Raw genomic sequence first — 19,594 nt, 5'->3', positions numbered from 1 at the left:
GAATTATTTTGGGTATCGCTACAATTGATGGAACAACACAACCGCAATAACTGAAGCGTTCCGGTACTTTGTGCCGGGCGCTGTTTTTCTGTCTGGAGAGAGCAATGTCGTCTGAAGAACTGGATCTGGTGTGGAACAACATTAAAGCCGAAGCACGAGCGCTTGCCGATTGTGAACCAATGTTGGCCAGTTTTTACCACGCAACTCTCCTCAAGCACGAAAACCTCGGCAGCGCGCTGAGCTACATGCTCGCCAATAAGCTAGCCTCCCCGATTATGCCTGCCATTGCGATTCGTGAAGTTGTCGAAGAGGCATACGCGGCAGAACCACAAATGATTGCTTCCGCTGCCTGCGATATTCAGGCCGTGCGCACCCGTGACCCGGCAGTCGATAAATATTCCACTCCGCTGTTATACCTGAAAGGTTTTCATGCTTTGCAGTCCTACCGTATCGGCCATTGGCTGTGGAAAGAGGGACGCAGGGCTCTGGCGATATTCCTGCAAAATCAGGTTTCGGTTTCATTTCAGGTAGATATTCATCCGGCGGCGAAAATTGGCTGTGGGATCATGCTCGATCACGCAACCGGCATTGTGATCGGTGAAACCGCTATTGTTGAAAACGATGTGTCGATTTTGCAGTCTGTTACCCTGGGCGGTACGGGCAAAACCAGCGGCGACCGCCACCCGAAAATTCGTGAAGGCGTGATGATTGGTGCCGGGGCGAAAATCCTCGGCAACATTGAAATTGGGCGTGGGGCAAAAATTGGCGCAGGCTCTGTAGTGTTACAGCCAGTGCCGCCTCATACCACGGCGGCTGGCGTTCCTGCGCGAATTGTTGGCAAGCCTGAAAGCGATATGCCTGCCATTGATATGGATCAGCACTTTAACGGTGCTAACAATGGTTTCGAATACGGCGACGGAATCTAGCTTCTCAGCACGGCGCCGGGGTAACCAAGCTGGCGCCACGCTTCATACACCACCACCGATACTGCATTCGATAAATTCATGCTGCGGCTGTCCGGCATCATCGGAATACGGATTTTTTGCTCAGCAGGCAAAGCATCAAGAATCGTTGCTGGCAGGCCGCGTGTTTCCGGGCCAAACACCAAATAATCCCCATCCTGATAGCTTACTGCGCTGTGCGCAGGCGTACCCTTTGTGGTTAATGCAAAAATTCGTTGTGGGTTTTCCGCCGCTAAAAATGCGTCATAGTTGTGATGGCGATTCACGGCTGCAAACTCATGATAATCCAGACCAGCACGGCGCAGTCGCTTATCGTCCCAGCCAAAGCCTGTCGGCTCGATGATATGCAGCCGGAAGCCGGTATTGGCGCATAGACGAATAATATTCCCGGTATTGGGTGGGATTTCTGGTTCAAACAAAACGATATTTAGCATACTGCCCCCATAAGACCTGGCGCGCAGAATATCAATTTATGGCAGGAAGGAAAACAGGCCCCGAAGGACCTGTTCTTTATGGCGAAAAATTAACGATGATAAAGCGGCAGCCAAAGCACTAACCGCAATCCGCCCAACGGGCTGTCATCGGCTTTCACCCAGCCACGATGTTGCTGAACGGCAGTTTCGACAATCGCTAACCCCAGACCGGTACCACCAGATTCGCGATCGCGCGCTTCATCTGTGCGGTAGAAAGGACGGAATATTTGTTCACGATCTTCCGGGCTCACGCCTGGGCCATCATCATCTACCGTGACAGTAATGCCTTGATTATCCACGGAGAAATTAACGGCAATTTTCGTGTGCGAATAACGTAATGCATTACGGACAATATTTTCCAGCGCACTTTCCAGTGAGTTCGGGTTGCCGTACATCAGCCACGGGCCAGGCGGGTAGGTCACTTCCAGTGATTTACCCATTTGCTCCGCTTCGAAAGCCGCGTTATCCAGCACTTCAGACCAGATCTGATTGGCTTTCATTGTCTCACTCGCCAGCGCATTTTTTTGCTGATTGCGGGACATCACTAACAGGTCGTTGATCATACCGTCCAGACGCTGAGCTTCGGTTTCGATACGCTCCAGTTCTTTGCTTTCACCGGTTTTACGTCGCAGCAATGCTGTGCCTAATTGCAGGCGCGTCAATGGGGTACGCAATTCGTGAGAGATATCGGACAACAGCCGTTGCTGGCTTGTCATCATTCTTTCCAGCGCGGTAATCATCTGGTTAAAGCTGGCGCCGGCTGCGAGAAATTCTTGCGGCCCGGATTCGAGTTCAGGGTGCTGACGCAAATTCCCCTGGGCTACTTCATCCGCAGCATTTTTCAACTTGCGCGCTGGTTTTGCCAGGCTCCACGCCAGCCATAATAGCAGCGGTGAACTGACCAGCATTGTGACGATGAGTAACAGTAAAGGTCTATCAAACAGCAGGTTAATAAAATCAGATTGGGAGTTACTTGCAGGGCGAATCAGGTAGAGCTGGTAGTTATCTTCGCCATCTCGTACGGAGAATGGCCCTACTAATTCGACACGACCATATTTTTTCTTTTGCGGATGATCTGAGTTATCGGACTGGCCGATAAAGTTACGAATGATCTGCATTTCATTGCGCTGGGCGCCAATCACTCGCCCTTCGCTGGTCACAAGTAATAAACGCTGCCCCGGTGGTGCCCATTTATCAATGGCCCGGAACAAACGACGCCACCACATCAGGTCGTTGGGTGGATCGTTTTCAAGTTCCGCTTCGACATGCTGTTCAATCATGATGCCTTGACGTTGCTCATTCTCCATCAATTCGGTCATTTGACGCGAATCCAGTTTAGGCAGCATCAGCACTAGCATCAGCACTAACGCCAACGTCAACCAGAAGATGGCAAAAATACGCGCGGTAAGGCTACTTATCATGAAGCAGACACCATCAGGTAGCCGCGGCCACGTAATGTTTTAAACCACGGATGCCCATCTTTACGGTCTGGCAATTTACGACGCAAATTGGAAATATGCATGTCGATTGCGCGGTCAAAAGGTGTCAGGCGTTTACCCAGAACTTCCTGGCTTAAATGTTCGCGTGAAACCACCTGGCCCAGATGCTGTGCCAGCAAGTAGAGCAGGGTGAATTCGGTACCGGTCAAATCCAGCGCTTGCCCATCAAAGCTTGCTTCCTGACGTCCAGGATTCAGGCTTAAACCGTCGACTTCGACAGTCGGTGAGCCACTGTCACTGTTTTGTTGCTGCTCGCTCCAGTGTGAACGACGCAAAATAGCGCGTATACGGGCCACCAGTTCACGATCGTTGAATGGTTTAGGCAGATAGTCATCTGCACCGAGTTCAAGGCCCAGCACGCGATCGAGCTCACTTCCTCGCGCTGTTAGCATAATGACTGGGGTCTGGTGTGATTGACGCAACTCTTTCAACGTATCAATGCCATTTTTCTTCGGCATCATCACGTCGAGCAATAAAAGGTCAATGGTGTCATCTAGGAGCTCCAACGCTTGTTCGCCGTCGTGGGCAACAATTACGTTAAAACCTTCCATGTCGAGCAGTTCCTTTAACAGGGAAGTAAGCTCTCGGTCATCATCAACTAGCAGAATTTTATTCATTGTTAAATTACCTCCGAGGCAGAAATTACGTCATCAAGGCGAGCTAATCTATGACTTTACGTTGTTTTACACCCCCTGACGCTAGTTTGCAGCGGGAATCGTAGACTGAATCTCGTTGAATCGCAGCACAGATGATATCAGGAGCAAGTGATGCGCAATGTTACCGCTGCCGTCATGGCCTCTACATTGACTCTGGTAACCCTGGCTTGCCAGGCCAGAGACTTACCGGCCAGCGATAACTGGTACCAGGGCGGTGAAGGTTTAGTAAAGCGTAATCACCTTCAGAGCCATATGTTCGATGGGATAAACCTTACCGAACAACAGCGCCAACAAATGCGCGATCTAATGCAACGGGCACGGCATGATAGCCCACCCGTGAATGTAAGCGAAATGGAGACCATGCATAATCTGGTCACCGCAGATAATTTTGATGAAACGGCAGTGCGTGTCCAGGCTGAAAAAATGGCACAAGAACAAGTGGCTCGCCAAGTTGAAATGGCGAAAGTACGCAACCAAATGTACCGCTTGTTAAGTCCTGAGCAACAGGCCGTTTTAAATGACAAACACCAACAGCGCATGGATCAATTCCGTGAACTGGCGGACCTGCAACAGATGTCTTCGATGCAGGCACTGAGTAATAGCAGTAAGCATAGTAACCAGTAACAAACCCTGTTTTCCTTGCCATAGACACCATCCCTGTCTTCCCCGCCTTAACCGGCGGGTTTTTTTTGCCTGAAGGTTCAGGTGAATCCGCTATACTAGCCAGCAATCATTTGCTGGAGCCCCTATGAATCAACAATATGGGAAACTGGTCAGCCGTGCAGCCATCGCCGCAACGGTAATGGCATCATTGTTACTTTTGATCAAGATTTTCGCCTGGTGGTATACCGGTTCGGTCAGTATTCTGGCGGCATTGGTGGATTCGCTGGTGGACATTGCTGCGTCGCTGACTAACCTTCTTGTCGTACGCTACTCACTGCAACCGGCGGATGAAGAACATACCTTTGGCCATGGTAAAGCGGAATCGCTGGCAGCACTCGCGCAAAGTATGTTTATTTCTGGCTCAGCGCTGTTCCTGTTCTTGACTGGATTCCAGCATTTAGCTGAACCCTCACAGATGAAACAACCTTTAGTTGGCGTCGTAGTCACGGTCATTGCATTATTCAGCACGTTGATACTTGTGACTTTCCAGCGCTGGGTAGTTCGGAAGACACAAAGCCAGGCAGTCCGGGCAGATATGCTTCATTATCAGTCTGATGTTATGATGAACGGAGCGATTCTGGTTGCTCTGGCACTGTCCTGGTATGGCTGGCACCGTGCAGATTCAATATTTGCGTTAGGGATCGGCGTCTATATTTTATATAACGCGATTCGTATGGGGCATGAGGCAGTGCAGTCTCTGCTAGACCGTGCATTACCCGATGACGAACGTCAGGCAATTATTGATATCATCAATGCATGGCCCGGTGTGAAAGGGGCGCATGATTTACGTACGCGGCAGTCAGGGCCGACCCGCTTTATTCAAGTTCATATCGAAATGGAAGACAATCTCCCGCTGGTTCAGGCGCATGTGATTGCCGAACAAGTGGAACAAGCGATTTTACGTCGTTTCCCTGGGTCAGATGTGATTATTCACCAGGACCCCTGCTCGGTTGTTCCGACGCAGCAGCAAGGCCATTTTGAGCTTTAAATATTCGTTATAAAAGTCAGACGTAGTCGATGTTTTTTGGATAAAGTACGACTTATGGCCTGACCTGAATCAATTCAGCAAGAAGCGGTTGTTATACTATTTGTAGCAGAGTCGACGCCTCGGCATGCCGCAGGCCGTTTCCGGCAACAGGATTAATTTGCATTCAAAAGTTCAGAGGTAGTCATGATCAAAAAAATTGGTGTGTTGACGAGTGGCGGTGATGCGCCGGGTATGAACGCCGCGATTCGTGGTGTTGTCCGTGCAGCATTGTCGGAAGGTCTGGAAGTCGTGGGTGTTTATGACGGCTATCTGGGTCTGTATGAAGACCGCATGGTGAATCTGGACCGTTATAGCGTGTCTGATATGATTAACCGCGGTGGTACCTTCTTGGGTTCCGCTCGTTTCCCGGAGTTTCGTGATGAGAAAATCCGTGAAGTGGCTATCGAGAATTTGAAAAAACGCGGTATCGATGCGCTGGTTGTTATCGGCGGTGATGGCTCCTATATGGGTGCAATGCGCCTGACCGAAATGGGCTTCCCATGCATCGGTCTGCCAGGCACCATTGATAACGACATCAAAGGCACCGATTACACTATCGGTTTCTTCACCGCACTGGAAACAGTCGTGGAAGCAATCGACCGCCTGCGTGATACCTCTTCTTCCCACCAGCGTATTTCTATCGTGGAAGTGATGGGCCGTTACTGTGGCGATTTGACCTTAGCTGCGTCAATTGCTGGTGGCTGTGAATTTGTTGTGCTGCCAGAAGTTGAGTTTAATCGCGAAGATCTGGTTGAAGAAATCAAAGCGGGCATCGCTAAAGGTAAAAAACACGCAATCGTCGCTATTACCGAGCACATCTGCGACATCGATGAGCTGGCTCAATATATCGAGACGGAAACCAAACGCGAAACTCGCGCCACCGTCCTGGGCCACATTCAGCGTGGTGGTTCGCCGGTTGCTTACGATCGCATTCTGGCTTCCCGCATGGGTGCTTACTCCATCGAACTGCTGTTGCAAGGCCACGGTGGTCGTTGCGTAGGCATTCAGAATGAGAAACTGGTTCACCACGACATCATCGACGCTATCGAAAGCATGAAGCGTCCGTTCAAAGGTGACTGGCTGGATTGCGCCAAGAAACTTTACTAATTCATGAACAGTGATAATTGAAGCCGGGGAAACCCGGCTTTTTGTTGTCTGTTATATGCCCAATAGTTATAGCCAATCTTTTTTTATTCTTTAATGAATGGTTAAATTTCTGGCACGCTGCTTTCATCAAATCTGATTAAAGAGAGCGAACAATGAATAAGTGGGGAGTTGGACTTACATTACTGTTGGCGTCAACCAGCGTACTGGCAAAAGATATTCAGTTACTTAACGTCTCATACGATCCCACTCGCGAACTTTATGACGAGTATAACAAGGCGTTCAGTGCTCACTGGAAACAACAAACCGGTGATAACGTGGTGGTTCGCCAGTCTCACGGCGGCTCAGGCAAACAAGCGACATCCGTTATCAACGGTATCGAAGCTGACGTGGTGACTTTGGCTCTGGCCTACGACGTGGATGCCATCGCTGAACGCGGTCGTATCGACAAAAACTGGATTAAACGTCTGCCAGATAACTCCGCACCTTACACTTCGACCATCGTTTTCCTGGTGCGCAAAGGCAACCCGAAACAAATTCATGACTGGAACGATCTGATTAAACCGGGCGTTTCAGTTATTACCCCGAACCCGAAAAGCTCAGGCGGTGCGCGCTGGAATTATCTGGCAGCGTGGGGTTACGCCCTGCATCACAACAACAACGATCAAGCTAAAGCGCAGGATTTCGTGAAAGCGCTGTATAAGAACGTTGAAGTGCTGGATTCAGGTGCTCGCGGTTCAACCAGTACTTTTGTTGAGCGTGGTATCGGCGACGTGCTGATTGCCTGGGAAAACGAAGCGTTCCTGGCGACCAACGAGTTGGGTAAAGACAAGTTTGAAATCGTCACGCCGAGCGAGTCGATTCTTGCTGAGCCTACTGTTTCAGTCGTAGATAAAGTGACAGAGAAGAAAGGCACTCAGAAAGTGGCTGAAGAGTACCTGAAATACCTTTATTCCCCGCAAGGTCAGGAAATTGTAGCGAAAAACTACTATCGCCCACGCAATGCTGAAGTGGCGAAGAAGTATGAAAACGTCTTCCCTAAACTTAAATTGTTCACCATTGATGAAGAGTTTGGCGGTTGGGCGAAAGCCCAGAAAGAGCACTTCGCCAACGGCGGGACCTTCGACCAGATAAGTCAGCGTTAAGTTTTACAACGGCCCCGAAAGGGGCCATTTTGCTTTTGAGATCCCAGAGTATGCGTTACGCTGAACAGCCCTCTCACTGTGTCTGAGGTTTTGTATGCTGCTGCGCCGTCGTACGATAATTCTCTTTATCCTTTTGTTAGCTGTTGTCGCAGTATGTGGGTTTAGTCTCCGGCAATATCTGCATCACCCGGATGCTTTGTGGCGTATCGTCAGCCAGCAGTGTGTTCCTAATCAACGCGACAACCATAACCCGGCGCCTTGCGCCAAAGTGGATTTGCAATCGGGTTTCGTATTGCTGAAAGATATCAACGGGCCACTTCAATATCTGCTAATGCCGACGGTAAAAATGAAAGGCATGGAAAGCCCCGATTTATTGCAGCCAAAAACCGCTAACTTCTTCTGGCTTGCCTGGCAAGAACGCAATGTGATGAGCGAGCGTCGGGGAACTCAAGTTCCTGATAACGCCATTTCCCTTACCATTAACTCCACCTCCGGGCGTACCCAGAATCAATTACACATCCATATTTCTTGCTTGCGGGAGGATGTGCGTGGGCAATTGGATCAATATGCGAATACGTTGAACACCGAATGGCAGGAACTCCCGGTGGCGCTGGCTGGAAACGCATACATCGCCAGAAAAGTCAGCGCGGCTGAATTTTCACAACGTGGTCCGTTTATTATGTTGGCATCTCAGGTTTCACAAGCTCGCAAGCATATGGGCCGTTACAGTCTGGCGATGGCGAAATTGCCAGGTGGGGAATGGATAGCGTTGGCGACGGAGCGGAATTTACTGCGTCTGAATCTGGCTTCTGCCGAACAGCTACAAGATCACGATTGCGGAATATTGAAATAAAAAAGGCCCTGCCGGAGCAGAGCCTTAATATTTTCAAGCGAGAATACTTACGCTTGTTTCGCTTTTGCAGCAGCTTTAACGATAACTGCGAATGCGTCAGCTTTCAGAGATGCGCCGCCAACCAGGGCACCGTCGATGTCAGGCTGAGCAAACAGCTCTGCAGCATTTTTGTCGTTTACGGAACCGCCGTACTGGATGATCACTTGCTCAGCAACTTTCGCATCAGCTTTAGCAATGTGGTCACGAATGAATTTGTGAACTGCCTGAGCCTGAGCAGGAGTTGCAGATTTGCCAGTACCGATTGCCCATACTGGTTCGTAAGCGATTACAACGCCTTCGAATGCCGCAGCACCCTGAGTTTTCAGAACTGCGTCGATTTGACGTGCGCAAACTTCTTCAGTTTTGCCAGCTTCGTTTTCTGCTTCAGTTTCACCGATGCACAGTACTGGGATCAGGCCAACTTCTTTCAGGATAGCGAATTTTTTAGCGATCAGTTCGTCAGACTCTGCGTGGTATGTACGACGCTCTGAGTGACCGATGATGATGTATTTAGCACCAACATCTTTCAGCATTTCTGCGGAAACTTCGCCAGTGAATGCGCCAGACAGGTTCAGGTCAACGTTCTGAGCACCAAGAATGATGTGGCTGCCAGAAGCGGCGTGTTTAGCCAGATCCAGGTACATTGTTGGAGGAGCGATAGCAACGCCACAGCCAGCAACGCCAGCCAGTTCTTTGCGTAAGCCAGCAATCAGCTCGTGTACCATGTGCTTGCTGCCGTTCAGTTTCCAGTTACCCATCACCAAAGGATGTCGCATCTTAATTCTCCACAAGGTCAAACTAATAAAAGAATCGCTGCCGCTCAGGGCAGCATGGTCTGTGAAACAGTATAGAGACTCAACCGCCTAAAGGCTTTGCTTTTCGTCATATATACCCATCATCCTTCAAGCCACAGGGGTGTTGGTGGCTGCACTCACTTACCTGAATCACTTACTAAAGTAAGCTTATCGACGTAAGCTCCCTTGCCGCCTATCTGCAACTTGAATGCTAACGGGTATATTAATTGGTGTTAAGCGTTTCAGATAGCGTCAGCTTAATCGGTTCAACTGCGAAGGTAAGTCCCTTTTCACCGTTATCCGCAACAACATAGCGAATAGCGCCATCGGTTTGTGCGTAATAACGTTTGTTCTTTCCATCGCTAAGTAATTTGGTGAGTTTTGCCACGCTTTGCGGTTTTGAAAGCGACGGGGTAAAGGTGCGAATCAGCGCTGACATGTATTCAGACGCTTTCGAGCGCGCCGCTTTTTGCTCTGGGCCCTGAATCGGCAACCACGTTATCTGCATCGACTTTATTTTCAACGTACCGCGTTCAAGCGCTGTGGAAGCGTAGAGATTTTCGTTTATTTTGCTGGCAGCGCGCATCAGATTTACTTCATCGGCGCTGGAGTCGATAGCGCGAAATTCATTTATCGGCAAAGACGGGTTTTCCGCGGTGAATTTTTCCCGAAACTGCGTAATGTTCATATCAAATGTTGGTGCACCGGCCAGTAAATATGGAGCGGCTTGCAGTGGGGAGGTGGAGTCTGAAGGCGGGTCGGCCCACACCACCGCAGCGGGTAGCATCAGTAAAGCCAGAGCTGCAAACAGATGTCTCATTGACAAATTCTCCTGTGAATTCTGCTTCCCGATTAAATCGGCATTCCGTTGGCTTGTCAAAACCCGGCATAGCCAGGGTACACTACGGCGCTAAACAATAAAATGGACCTTACCATGACCATACAGCAATGGCTGTTCTCTTTTAACGGACGTATTGGACGCCGTGACTTCTGGATTTGGATTGGCGTTTGGTTAGTCGCGCTGATCATTCTCTTCACCCTAGCGGGTGCTGAAATTATGCCTTATTCCACCGCCGGTTTCTTCTTATCGGGTTCTTTGATTCCGACTGCCGCTGTGATTGTGAAGCGTCTGCACGATCGCAATAAGAAAGGCTGGTGGGCGCTACTGTTTATTCCGGCCTGGCTGTTGCTTGCCGGAAATTGGGAAACATTCGGCACATTAGCGCAGTGGGGACTTGGGCGTTTTATCCCAACCTTGATTCTGGTGATGGTCATTATGGACCTGGGTGCATTTGTTGGCACCCAGGGCGAGAATCGCTTTGGTAAAGATACAAGCGAAGTGAAGTACCGCTAACACTACCAGTAGTGTTCAGCTGTCATATGGCCCGGTCGGCGGCGCAAATGTTTGGTCATCTGCCGGGTATCTTTCAGTAACTGCTGCGTGTCACGTACCATCTGCGGGTTGCCGCACAACATCACATGGCTAGTTTCGGTATTCATCGGCAGACCTACAGCCGCTTCCAGTTCACCGCTCTCGATAAGTGCGGGCACGCGTCCGGTCAATGAACCCGGAATTGATTCCCGGCTCACCACTGTCTGAATCCGTAATTTCCCTTCGTATTGCTGCTGGAGTTTTTGCATCAATGGCAAATAACTCAAATCCTGCGCATAACGCACGGCATGAAGCAAAACGATATTCTCGAAACGATCCAGGTCTTTGCCTTCCTGCAAAATCGAAAGATAGGGGCCTAATGCTGTGCCTGTCGCCAGCATCCATAACGTCTGGCAATCCGGGACTTCATCCAGTACAAAGAACCCCGCGGCTTCGCTCACCAGCATAATTTCATCGCCGGGTTGCAGAGCATGCAGGCGTGGGCTGAGTTTGCCCTCAGGCACGGTGACTAGATAGAACTCAAGATTAGGATCGTTCGGCGCATTGACGTAGGAATAGGCGCGCTGCACGCGTTCACCGTCAATTTCCATCCCAAGCTTGGTGAATTGCCCGGCAGTGAAAGGGGCGACAGGTGCATGCACAGTGAGACTAAATAGAGCGTCCGTCCAGTTTTCAATCTGGATGACTTTACCTTTGACCCATTCCGCCATGATGTTCATTCCCCTCTGTGTCTATTGTCCTATCTTCACCAGAAAACTGTGAGATTTCCAGCCGGTTAAAGCTGGAAAGCTCATTCAGACAAACGGCAGTCTTACAGAATATGCGTTTGTACGTCTGGATCTTTGCGGTCGAGATAGTGAATAGATTTGATACGGCGAATGGTGCGCGATTTACCACGGATCAGCAATGTTTCAGTGGTCGCCATATTCCCTTTACGGGTAATGCCATCCAGCAAATCACCTTTGGTGATACCGGTCGCGGAGAAAATCACGTTGTCGTTACGCGCCATATCATCGAGTTTCAATACTACACCCGCTTCAATGCCCATCGCTTTGCAGCGCTCAAGTTCTTTCTCACCCATCACACGGTTTTCTTCGCTATCGCCTTTGACGTGGTGACGAGCTAACAAGCGGCCTTGCATGTCGCCATCCAACGCGCGAATAACTGCTGCGGAAATCACGCCCTCAGGTGCGCCGCCGATACCGTACATCACATCGACTTCGCTATCAGGCATACAGGTCAGAATGGATGCCGCAACATCACCATCAGGAATGGCGAAAACGCGTACGCCAAGCTTTTGCAGTTCGGCAATGGTGGCGTCGTGGCGCGGTTTGGCGAGAATAGTTACGGTGAGTTCACTCAGTGGCTTGTTGAGCGCAACGGCGATGTTATAGAGGTTTTCAGCCAGCGGCAGATTGAGGTCGATAATGCCTTTAGCGCCAGGGCCAACAATCAGTTTTTCCATGTACATGTCTGGGGCGTTGAGGAAACTACCTTTGTCACCCACAGCCAGCACCGCCAGCGCGTTGGCCTGACCCATGGCGGTCATGCGGGTGCCTTCAATCGGGTCAACCGCGATATCTACTGCATCACCCTGGCCGGTCCCGACTTTTTCGCCAATGTAGAGCATCGGCGCTTCGTCGATTTCTCCTTCACCAATCACAATCTGGCCATCAATATTGACCTGATTAAGCATGATACGCATGGCGTGAACGGCTGCGCCATCCGCCGTATTTTTATCGCCACGGCCCAACCATTTATAACCAGCCAGTGCTGCGGCTTCAGTTACGCGGGAAAATTCAATCGCCAGTTCTCGTCTCATCGCACACTCATTTTAAGAAGCTTAATTGCGACGCATTTTAGCACAGGTGAGGAATCGTCGGGGAAGGCGGAGTGTTGCTGTGGATTTGGAACTCACTCACCTCTACTCTCTCCCGGAATAGGGAGAGAGTAGGTTGGTGGTGTCAGAACTTAACTTTCGTCGTGGTCTTCCCACGCCAGCGCACGCTTAACTGCTTTTTTCCAGCCAGCATAACGGACGTTACGTTCGGTGGTTTCGATACCCGGGCGGAACTCTTTTTCGATAACCGCTTTCTCGCTGACTTCATCCAGGTTCTGCCAGAAACCAACGGCCAGGCCTGCAAGATAAGCAGCACCTAACGCCGTGACTTCACGCACTTCAGGGCGCTCAACGCGTGTACCTAAAATGTCGGCCTGGAATTGCATCAGGAAGTTGTTCGCCACCGCACCACCGTCCACACGCAGAGCGTGCAGGCGAATATCAGCATCAGCCTGCATCGCTTCCAGTACGTCACGAGTCTGATAAGCGATGGACTCAAGTGTTGCGCGGATAATATGGTTTGCATTGACGCCACGAGTCAGACCGAAGATAGCGCCACGGGCATACGGGTCCCAGTAAGGAGCGCCCAGACCGGTAAACGCAGGGACGACATATACGCCGTTGGTGTCTTTGACTTTCGTTGCAAAGTACTCGGAATCAGTCGCGTCGCTAATCAGTTTCATCTCATCGCGTAGCCACTGGATAGACGCGCCGCCCATGAATACTGCGCCTTCCAGCGCATAGTTCACTTCACCGCGTGGGCCGCAAGCAATCGTCGTCAACAAACCGTGAGTCGATTTAACCGCCTGAGTTCCGGTGTTCATCAGCATAAAGCAGCCGGTGCCGTAGGTGTTTTTCGCCATCCCTTCCTTCACGCACAGCTGGCCGAAGAGTGCCGCCTGCTGGTCACCGGCGATCCCGGCGATAGGAATACGCGTACCGCCTTTACCACCGATGTTGGTCTGGCCGTAAACTTCGGAGGATTTACGCACTTCTGGCAGCATCTCGCGTGGGATATCCAGCGCTTCGAGCATGCGGTCATCCCAGGTGAGATCGTGGATGTTAAACAACATGGTTCGGGAGGCGTTGGTGTAGTCAGTAACGTGCACGCGCCCTTGAGTCATTTTCCAGATAAGCCAGGTATCGACCGTACCAAACAGCAATTCGCCACGGCGCGCGCGTTCGCGGGAACCTTCAACGTGATCAAGAATCCACTTCACTTTGGTGCCGGAGAAATACGGGTCAACAACCAGCCCGGTTGCTGATTTGATGTACTCTTCCAGGCCGTCGCGTTTGAGCTGCTCGCAGATCTCTGCGGTACGACGGCACTGCCAGACGATGGCGTTATAAATTGGTTTGCCGGTCTCTTTTTCCCAGACAATCGCGGTTTCACGCTGGTTAGTGATACCTATTGCGGCGATTTGGTCGGAGTTGATGTCCGCTTTAGCCAGCACTTCTACAAGCGTGGAGCTTTGTGTTGCCCAGATCTCCATTGGGTCGTGCTCTACCCATCCAGCTTTTGGATAGATTTGCTGAAACTCGCGCTGTGACACGCTAACAACGTTGGCATCATGATCCAGGACGACGGCGCGGGAGCTGGTTGTACCCTGATCGAGTGCGACAATATATTTTTTTTCGTGGGTCATAATTTTGTCCTGAAGTCAGTCTTACAAAGAAGCATTTTGTTGTGTGGATGTGCTGGATTTTTCTTCATCTTCAACACAAACATCACAAGGTAAATGGTGGCCAATCAGTTTACGGTAACCAAACGCACCTAGAGCCGCGCCTACAATCGGGCCAAATACAGGCACCAGGAAGTAAGGAATATCGCGGCCACCGGTGAAGGCGACATCGCCCCAGCCAGCTAACCAGGCGAAAAGTTTCGGGCCAAAGTCACGTGCTGGATTCATCGCAAATCCGGTCAACGGACCCATTGAGGCACCGATTACCGCAATCAGTAAGCCAATCAGCAATGGTGCTAACGGGCCACGCGGGATGCCGTTGCCATCGTCAGTCAGCGCCAGAATAACGCCCATCAGAATGGCTGTGATCACCATCTCTACGGCAAACGCCTGCACAAGATTGATGTGTGGGTTAGGGTAGGTTGAGAAGATACCTGCCAAATCCAGGCTTTCCACACTGCCGCGTACCATGTGGTGCGTCTGCTCGTAATCGAGGAATAAATTGTAATACAGGCCATAGACCAAAGCTGCGGCACAGAACGCACCTGCAACTTGCGAAAGAATAAACGGCACCACTTTGCGTTTATCGAAGCATGCGAACAGGCAAAGTGCGATAGTCACCGCCGGGTTAAGATGTGCACCGGAAACTCCTGCAGTCAGGTAGATAGCCATAGCTACTCCCAAACCCCAGATGATACTGATTTCCCACTGCCCGAAGCTTGCGCCCGCGACTTTTAAGGCGGCGACACATCCGACACCAAAGAAAATCAACAACGCGGTACCCATGAACTCGGCGATGCACTGACCTTTCAAGGTTGATGGAGCTGACTGACTCATAGTAGGGTCCTGAAGGCAAAATTAATGATTATTGTTTGTTCGGGCTTCCCTGCCGCGCAGGTGCCATGTAGGCATAGTGTTAATTTATCGTTAACGAACATAAACGAGAAATATCGAACTTTAAATTTGTGTTGTTCGTCATAAAAATGAGCGATTTCGCGCTGAAGTGTGCGCATTATCACCCAGAAAAGACAACGCAAACGCTCATGGAAGTAATCAATGCGTTAACAAATAGTGATTTTAGCGCTCATGGTCATTCGGCATATGCTGAAAAACGTTATGTTATGCAAAGAGCGCTTGAACTCGCTGGACACGGCTACTTACGCTACTTACAATCGAGACACGCTGCGTGGAGCGCATATATTCATAAGGTGTCTTCGGGGAATATCCGGAACGGGGATTTATACCCATCATCCTTCAAGCTGCAGGGGCGTTGGCTGCGCTCAGTTACCCGAATCACTTACTGAAGTAAGCTCATCGGGATAAGCTCCCTGGCCGCCTACCTGCAACTCGAATGCTAACGGGTATAGACATCCATCAACGCCTTGCAATTCAGAAGAGGTTCAGAAATGTCATTTGAAGTGTTTGAGAAACTGGAAGCAAAAGTACAGCAGGCGATTGATACCATTACCCTGCTGCAAATGGAAATTGAAGAGCTGAAAGAGACCAACAACAATTTGTCTCAGCAAGTTCAGCAGTCTCAGAGCAACCATGAAGAATTAGTGCGCGAAAACAATTCTCTGAAAGAACAGCAGCACGTTTGGCAGGATCGTCTGCATGCGCTGCTGGGTAAGATGGAAGAAGTCTAATACCCGCCATACTTCAAGCTGCAGGGGCGTTGGCTGTTTTCGTTCACCCCAGTCACTTACTTTAGTAAGCTCCTGGGGATTCACTCAATTGCCGCATTACTCGGCTGAGCCTCGCCCCGGTGGGGCCAGCGCAAGCGCTGTTCAAAAGTCTGAAGCCTTTTGTCCTGCAACTTGAATTATTTAGGGTATCGATTTATTCGACCAGAAAAAGAACGGGCGCCTTAGGGCGCCCGTTTTGTTATTCGATTGGGTTATTCAATATCGAGGGGATCTTCGGAAAGGATGATGCCGGTGTTATCCGCATACAGATGGTCGCCGGAGAAGAATGTCACGCCGCCAAAGTTAACGCGCACGTCACTTTCGCCAACGCCAACGCCAGCAGAGCCAACAGGAATGGCGGCAATTGCCTGAATACCAATATCCAGTTCTTCCAGGTCATCTACCTGGCGTACTGCACCGTATACCACGATGCCTTCCCACTCATTTTGAGTCGCCAGACGGGCAAGTTCTGCGTCAATCAAAGCACGGCGAACAGAGCCGCCACCATCGATGACCAGCACTCGGCCACGGCCATTTTGTTCGAGCAGATCATACAACAATCCGTTGTCCTCGAAACATTTCACTGTGATGATTTGCCCGCCAAAGGACGACCGCCCACCGAAGTTGGAAAACAGCGGTTCAACGACGTTGACATCTTCCTGGTAGATGTCGCAAAGCTCGGAAGTATCATATTTCATAGGATTAAGGTTCTGTTGCTGCATGAGTTGTCAGTATATCGCTTAATCTCAACTGTTGGCAAAATCATCAATTGTTAATTGATATTTGTCAGCTAAAGCGACACCGTGCTGAGCACAACTCCTACCGCAAACAATACGTTAGCAAGCAATGCGGCTTTTACTGTCCGTTCAAGCATTGGGCGCATCGCAACAGGTTCCTTCTCGCGTAACACAAAACGCGCCTGCTTAATCAGTAACGGTGCTGCAAGCACAAACAGCCATCCCCAGAGGCTTTGCAACCACACCAGGTTAAATACCGCAAGGCACGCCAGCGCACCCATTAGCAGGCAGGCATGATAGCGACGGGCAAGTACTGGGCCCAGGCGCACAGCCAGTGTGTTTTTACCGTTCTCACGGTCGCTGTCGATATCACGCAAGTTATTGATGTTCAGCACAGCTGTTGCCAGTAATCCGCAAGCTGTCGCGGGTAAAAACACTAACGGGGCGAGAGCATGAGCCTGAAGATACCAGGTACCAGCCACACTTAACCAACCAAAGAAGACCAGTACTGAAATGTCCCCAAGTCCCATGTAACCATACGGACGAGTTCCGACGGTGTAGGTAATAGCCGCGATAATGGCCAGTAAACCGAGCACCAGGAAACCGAGAAAATCTGCCAGCGTACGACAAGCAACCGCGACCAGCGCCAGACCAGAAACACAGATTAATACCACTGTGATAATCAGCGCCTTTTTCATCTGCGCCTGGGTAATCACGCCTTTTTGCATTCCGCGCAATGGCCCGATTCTGTCTTCTTTGTCGCTCCCTTTTACCGCATCACCGTAGTCATTCGCCAGGTTTGAGAGGATTTGCAGTAACCCGGCAGTCAGTAGTGCCAGCAATGCAATTGTGGGGTTGAACACGCCTTGCCAGAAAGCCAACGCGGATCCACAGACGATAGAGGCAAATGCCAGTGGTAATGTGCGTGGGCGCAAGCTTTCAAGCCAGGCTTGAGTCGTGCTTACAGAGTGCGATTCGCTCATAGTTCTCTCTGTTAGATATAAAAAAATGGAGGGCATAAGCCCTCCATTTCAAATGAAGAAAATACGTTGAGCGCGATTATAGGATAAAACGGCTCAAGTCTTCATCTGCTACCAACTCATCCAGATGTTTACTGACATATTCGCCATCAATCAGGATGGACTGGCCGTTCATCTCGCTGGCATCGTAAGAGATGTCTTCAACCAGGCGTTCCAGAACAGTGTGCAGACGACGCGCACCAATGTTTTCGGTGGACTCGTTCACTTGCCATGCAGCCTGAGCAATGCGGCGAATACCGTCTTCGGTGAAGTCGATATTCACGCCTTCGGTGCCCAACAATGCTTTGTACTGCACGGTGATAGACGCGTTCGGCTCAGTCAGAATGCGCTCGAAATCTTCGACAGTCAGTGCCTGCAATTCCACACGAATTGGCAGACGACCCTGCAATTCTGGGATCAGGTCTGACGGACTTGCTACCTGGAATGCGCCAGATGCGATAAACAGGATGTGGTCAGTTTTGACCATTCCGTGTTTAGTCGAAACGGTGCAGCCTTCGACCAGTGGCAGTAAGTCGCGCTGAACGCCTTCACGGGAAACGTCCGGGCCGGAGCTGTTGCCACCACGCTTACAGATCTTGTCGATCTCATCGATAAACACGATACCGTGTTGCTCGACGGCATCAATGGCGTCTTGCTTCAGTTCTTCCGGGTTCACAAGTTTCGCGGCTTCTTCTTCAATCAGAAGTTTCATCGCCTCTTTGATTTTCAGCTTGCGTGGTTTTTGCTTCTGACCGCCCAGGTTCTGGAACATTGACTGCAACTGGCTAGTCATTTCTTCCATGCCAGGAGGAGCCATGATTTCAACGCCCATCGGTGCTGCAGCCAGATCGATCTCAATTTCTTTATCGTCTAACTGGCCTTCACGCAATTTCTTACGGAAAGACTGGCGCGCGGTAGATGGCTCAGGTGCCGTTTCGTTTTGGCCCCAGTTGTTCTTAGCTGGTGGGATCAGCACATCAAGAATGCGCTCTTCGGCCATTTCTTCGGCGCGGTAGCGGTTTTTCTCGATGGATTGCAGGCGAACCATTTTCATCGCAGAATCGGTCAGATCGCGGATGATAGAATCAACTTCTTTACCAACATAACCCACTTCGGTGAATTTGGTGGCTTCGACTTTGATGAACGGTGCGTTGGCAAGTTTTGCCAGACGACGGGCGATTTCGGTTTTACCGACACCGGTTGGGCCGATCATCAGAATGTTTTTTGGCGTAACTTCATGGCGCAGCTCTTCATTAAGCTGCATACGGCGCCAGCGGTTGCGCAGCGCAATCGCCACGGAACGCTTGGCATTGTCCTGGCCAATGATGTGTTTATTCAGTTCGCTGACAATTTCGCGTGGAGTCATTTCAGACATGGGGATTCCTTACGCCTTAGACGCTAATTCTTCAATAGTATGGAAATGGTTGGTGTAGATACAGATATCACCGGCAATCCCCAGCGATTTCTCTACGATGTCACGAGCACCCAGTTCGGTGTTATCAAGAAGTGCACGTGCCGCTGCCTGCGCATACGGGCCACCTGAACCAATTGCAATCAGATCATCTTCTGGCTGAATCACATCACCATTACCGGTGATGATAAGAGATGAATTTTCATCGGCGACGGCAAGCAACGCTTCGAGCTTGCGCAGCATGCGATCGGTACGCCAGTCTTTTGCCAGTTCAACCGCAGCTTTCACCAGGTGGCCCTGGTGCATTTCTAGCTTGCGCTCAAACAGTTCGAATAGGGTAAAGGCATCCGCAGTGCCGCCAGCAAAACCGGCAATCACTTTGTCGTTATACAAACGACGTACTTTTTTAACGTTGCCTTTCATTACAGTATTGCCGAGCGTGGCCTGACCATCACCACCGATTACGACATGGCCGTTACGGCGCACACTTACTATTGTTGTCACGAGCAGACCCCTTATTGCATCAGCTATACCCGTCATAATTCAAGTTGCAGTTGCGTTGGCTGCTTTCAGTCACCCGAATCACTTACTTGAGTAAGCTCATCGGGACTC

General features: G+C 50.4%; 21 protein-coding genes. 8 read left to right on the top strand and 13 right to left on the bottom strand.

What is annotated here, in order from left to right; translation table 11 throughout:
* The first annotated feature begins 104 nt into the window (after positions 1 to 104).
* Positions 105 to 926, top strand: coding sequence for a serine O-acetyltransferase (gene cysE / locus EDF88_RS23210; RefSeq protein ID WP_034500031.1), 822 nt, complete (start codon positions 105 to 107; stop codon positions 924 to 926).
* Here cysE and trmL read toward each other — a convergent pair.
* From trmL to cpxR, 3 genes are all read right to left on the bottom strand, one after another.
* Positions 923 to 1,396 (bottom strand): tRNA (uridine(34)/cytosine(34)/5-carboxymethylaminomethyluridine(34)-2'-O)-methyltransferase TrmL, encoded by a 474-nt coding sequence (gene trmL / locus EDF88_RS23205; protein WP_064515046.1) that lies wholly within the window; start codon positions 1,394 to 1,396, stop codon positions 923 to 925. The genes cysE and trmL overlap by 4 nt on opposite strands.
* Positions 1,397 to 1,485: 89 nt before the next feature.
* Positions 1,486 to 2,856, bottom strand: coding sequence for an envelope stress sensor histidine kinase CpxA (gene cpxA, locus EDF88_RS23200; RefSeq protein WP_064515048.1), 1,371 nt, complete (start codon positions 2,854 to 2,856; stop codon positions 1,486 to 1,488).
* Positions 2,853 to 3,551 carry an envelope stress response regulator transcription factor CpxR gene (gene cpxR / locus EDF88_RS23195; RefSeq protein ID WP_034461436.1) on the bottom strand — a complete coding sequence of 233 codons (699 nt, stop codon included), beginning with the start codon at positions 3,549 to 3,551 and terminating at the stop codon, positions 2,853 to 2,855. Before cpxR ends, cpxA begins: the two co-directional genes overlap by 4 nt.
* 150 nt (positions 3,552 to 3,701) lie before the next feature.
* On the opposite strand from cpxR, the gene cpxP reads away from it, so the two are divergent.
* The 5 genes from cpxP (at position 3,702) to EDF88_RS23170 (ending at position 8,382) form a co-directional block, all read left to right on the top strand.
* A complete protein-coding gene (cpxP, locus tag EDF88_RS23190) occupies positions 3,702 to 4,214 on the top strand; it encodes a cell-envelope stress modulator CpxP (RefSeq protein WP_064515050.1) in 513 nt (170 codons plus the stop codon).
* 124 nt (positions 4,215 to 4,338) lie between these two features.
* Complete coding sequence (gene fieF, locus EDF88_RS23185; RefSeq protein WP_064561521.1) at positions 4,339 to 5,241, top strand: CDF family cation-efflux transporter FieF; 903 nt, start codon at positions 4,339 to 4,341, stop codon at positions 5,239 to 5,241.
* Positions 5,242 to 5,424: 183 nt separating this feature from the next.
* Positions 5,425 to 6,387, top strand: coding sequence for a 6-phosphofructokinase (gene pfkA / locus EDF88_RS23180; RefSeq protein WP_064515054.1), 963 nt, complete (start codon positions 5,425 to 5,427; stop codon positions 6,385 to 6,387).
* Between the two features lie 152 nt (positions 6,388 to 6,539).
* Positions 6,540 to 7,529, top strand: a complete 990-nt coding sequence (locus tag EDF88_RS23175; protein WP_064515056.1) for a sulfate ABC transporter substrate-binding protein — start codon at positions 6,540 to 6,542, stop codon at positions 7,527 to 7,529.
* 94 nt (positions 7,530 to 7,623) lie between these two features.
* Complete coding sequence (locus EDF88_RS23170) at positions 7,624 to 8,382, top strand: CDP-diacylglycerol diphosphatase (protein WP_134187647.1); 759 nt, start codon at positions 7,624 to 7,626, stop codon at positions 8,380 to 8,382.
* A gap of 47 nt (positions 8,383 to 8,429) precedes the next feature.
* Here the strand turns inward: EDF88_RS23170 and tpiA are convergent, their stop codons facing one another.
* Both tpiA and EDF88_RS23160 read right to left on the bottom strand, forming a co-directional pair.
* A complete protein-coding gene (gene tpiA / locus EDF88_RS23165) occupies positions 8,430 to 9,197 on the bottom strand; it encodes a triose-phosphate isomerase (RefSeq protein WP_064515060.1) in 768 nt (255 codons plus the stop codon).
* Positions 9,198 to 9,438: 241 nt separating this feature from the next.
* Positions 9,439 to 10,035: a YiiQ family protein gene (locus EDF88_RS23160; RefSeq protein WP_064515062.1), complete on the bottom strand. Its 597-nt coding sequence runs from the start codon at positions 10,033 to 10,035 to the stop codon at positions 9,439 to 9,441.
* 114 nt (positions 10,036 to 10,149) lie between these two features.
* Between EDF88_RS23160 and EDF88_RS23155 the strand changes: the two genes are divergently transcribed.
* Complete coding sequence (locus tag EDF88_RS23155) at positions 10,150 to 10,569, top strand: DUF805 domain-containing protein (RefSeq protein ID WP_034461428.1); 420 nt, start codon at positions 10,150 to 10,152, stop codon at positions 10,567 to 10,569.
* 2 nt (positions 10,570 to 10,571) lie between these two features.
* Here EDF88_RS23155 and fpr read toward each other — a convergent pair whose 3' ends face one another.
* The 4 genes from fpr to EDF88_RS23135 form a co-directional block, all read right to left on the bottom strand.
* Positions 10,572 to 11,318 (bottom strand): ferredoxin--NADP(+) reductase, encoded by a 747-nt coding sequence (fpr, locus tag EDF88_RS23150; protein ID WP_134187645.1) that lies wholly within the window; start codon positions 11,316 to 11,318, stop codon positions 10,572 to 10,574.
* A gap of 101 nt (positions 11,319 to 11,419) precedes the next feature.
* Positions 11,420 to 12,430, bottom strand: a complete 1,011-nt coding sequence (glpX, locus tag EDF88_RS23145; protein ID WP_064515066.1) for a class II fructose-bisphosphatase — start codon at positions 12,428 to 12,430, stop codon at positions 11,420 to 11,422.
* Between the two features lie 149 nt (positions 12,431 to 12,579).
* On the bottom strand, positions 12,580 to 14,094 hold the full coding sequence (gene glpK / locus EDF88_RS23140; protein WP_064515068.1) for a glycerol kinase GlpK: 1,515 nt from the start codon (positions 14,092 to 14,094) through the stop codon (positions 12,580 to 12,582).
* 21 nt (positions 14,095 to 14,115) lie between these two features.
* Positions 14,116 to 14,967, bottom strand: a complete 852-nt coding sequence (locus tag EDF88_RS23135) for an MIP/aquaporin family protein (protein ID WP_134187643.1) — start codon at positions 14,965 to 14,967, stop codon at positions 14,116 to 14,118.
* Positions 14,968 to 15,536: 569 nt separating this feature from the next.
* Here EDF88_RS23135 and zapB point away from each other — a divergent pair.
* The gene (gene zapB, locus EDF88_RS23130; RefSeq protein ID WP_034461423.1) at positions 15,537 to 15,776 is read left to right on the top strand and encodes a septal ring assembly protein ZapB; all 240 of its coding nucleotides are present in this window, start codon (positions 15,537 to 15,539) and stop codon (positions 15,774 to 15,776) included.
* A gap of 251 nt (positions 15,777 to 16,027) precedes the next feature.
* On the opposite strand, the gene rraA is transcribed toward zapB, so the two are convergent.
* The 4 genes from rraA to hslV form a co-directional block, all read right to left on the bottom strand.
* Complete coding sequence (gene rraA / locus EDF88_RS23125) at positions 16,028 to 16,513, bottom strand: ribonuclease E activity regulator RraA (protein WP_034500052.1); 486 nt, start codon at positions 16,511 to 16,513, stop codon at positions 16,028 to 16,030.
* 92 nt (positions 16,514 to 16,605) lie between these two features.
* Positions 16,606 to 17,535 (bottom strand): 1,4-dihydroxy-2-naphthoate polyprenyltransferase, encoded by a 930-nt coding sequence (menA, locus tag EDF88_RS23120; RefSeq protein ID WP_134187641.1) that lies wholly within the window; start codon positions 17,533 to 17,535, stop codon positions 16,606 to 16,608.
* 76 nt (positions 17,536 to 17,611) lie between these two features.
* Positions 17,612 to 18,946, bottom strand: a complete 1,335-nt coding sequence (gene hslU / locus EDF88_RS23115) for an HslU--HslV peptidase ATPase subunit (RefSeq protein WP_064515079.1) — start codon at positions 18,944 to 18,946, stop codon at positions 17,612 to 17,614.
* A 9-nt stretch (positions 18,947 to 18,955) separates the two neighbouring features.
* Positions 18,956 to 19,486, bottom strand: coding sequence for an ATP-dependent protease subunit HslV (hslV, locus tag EDF88_RS23110; protein WP_064515081.1), 531 nt, complete (start codon positions 19,484 to 19,486; stop codon positions 18,956 to 18,958).
* Between the last annotated feature and the right edge of the window lie 108 nt (positions 19,487 to 19,594).

It is taken from the genome of Buttiauxella sp. BIGb0552, assembly GCF_004366275.1.
Taxonomy (GTDB): Bacteria; Pseudomonadota; Gammaproteobacteria; order Enterobacterales; family Enterobacteriaceae; genus Buttiauxella; species Buttiauxella gaviniae.
This window is presented reverse-complemented; position numbering and strand designations above follow the sequence as displayed.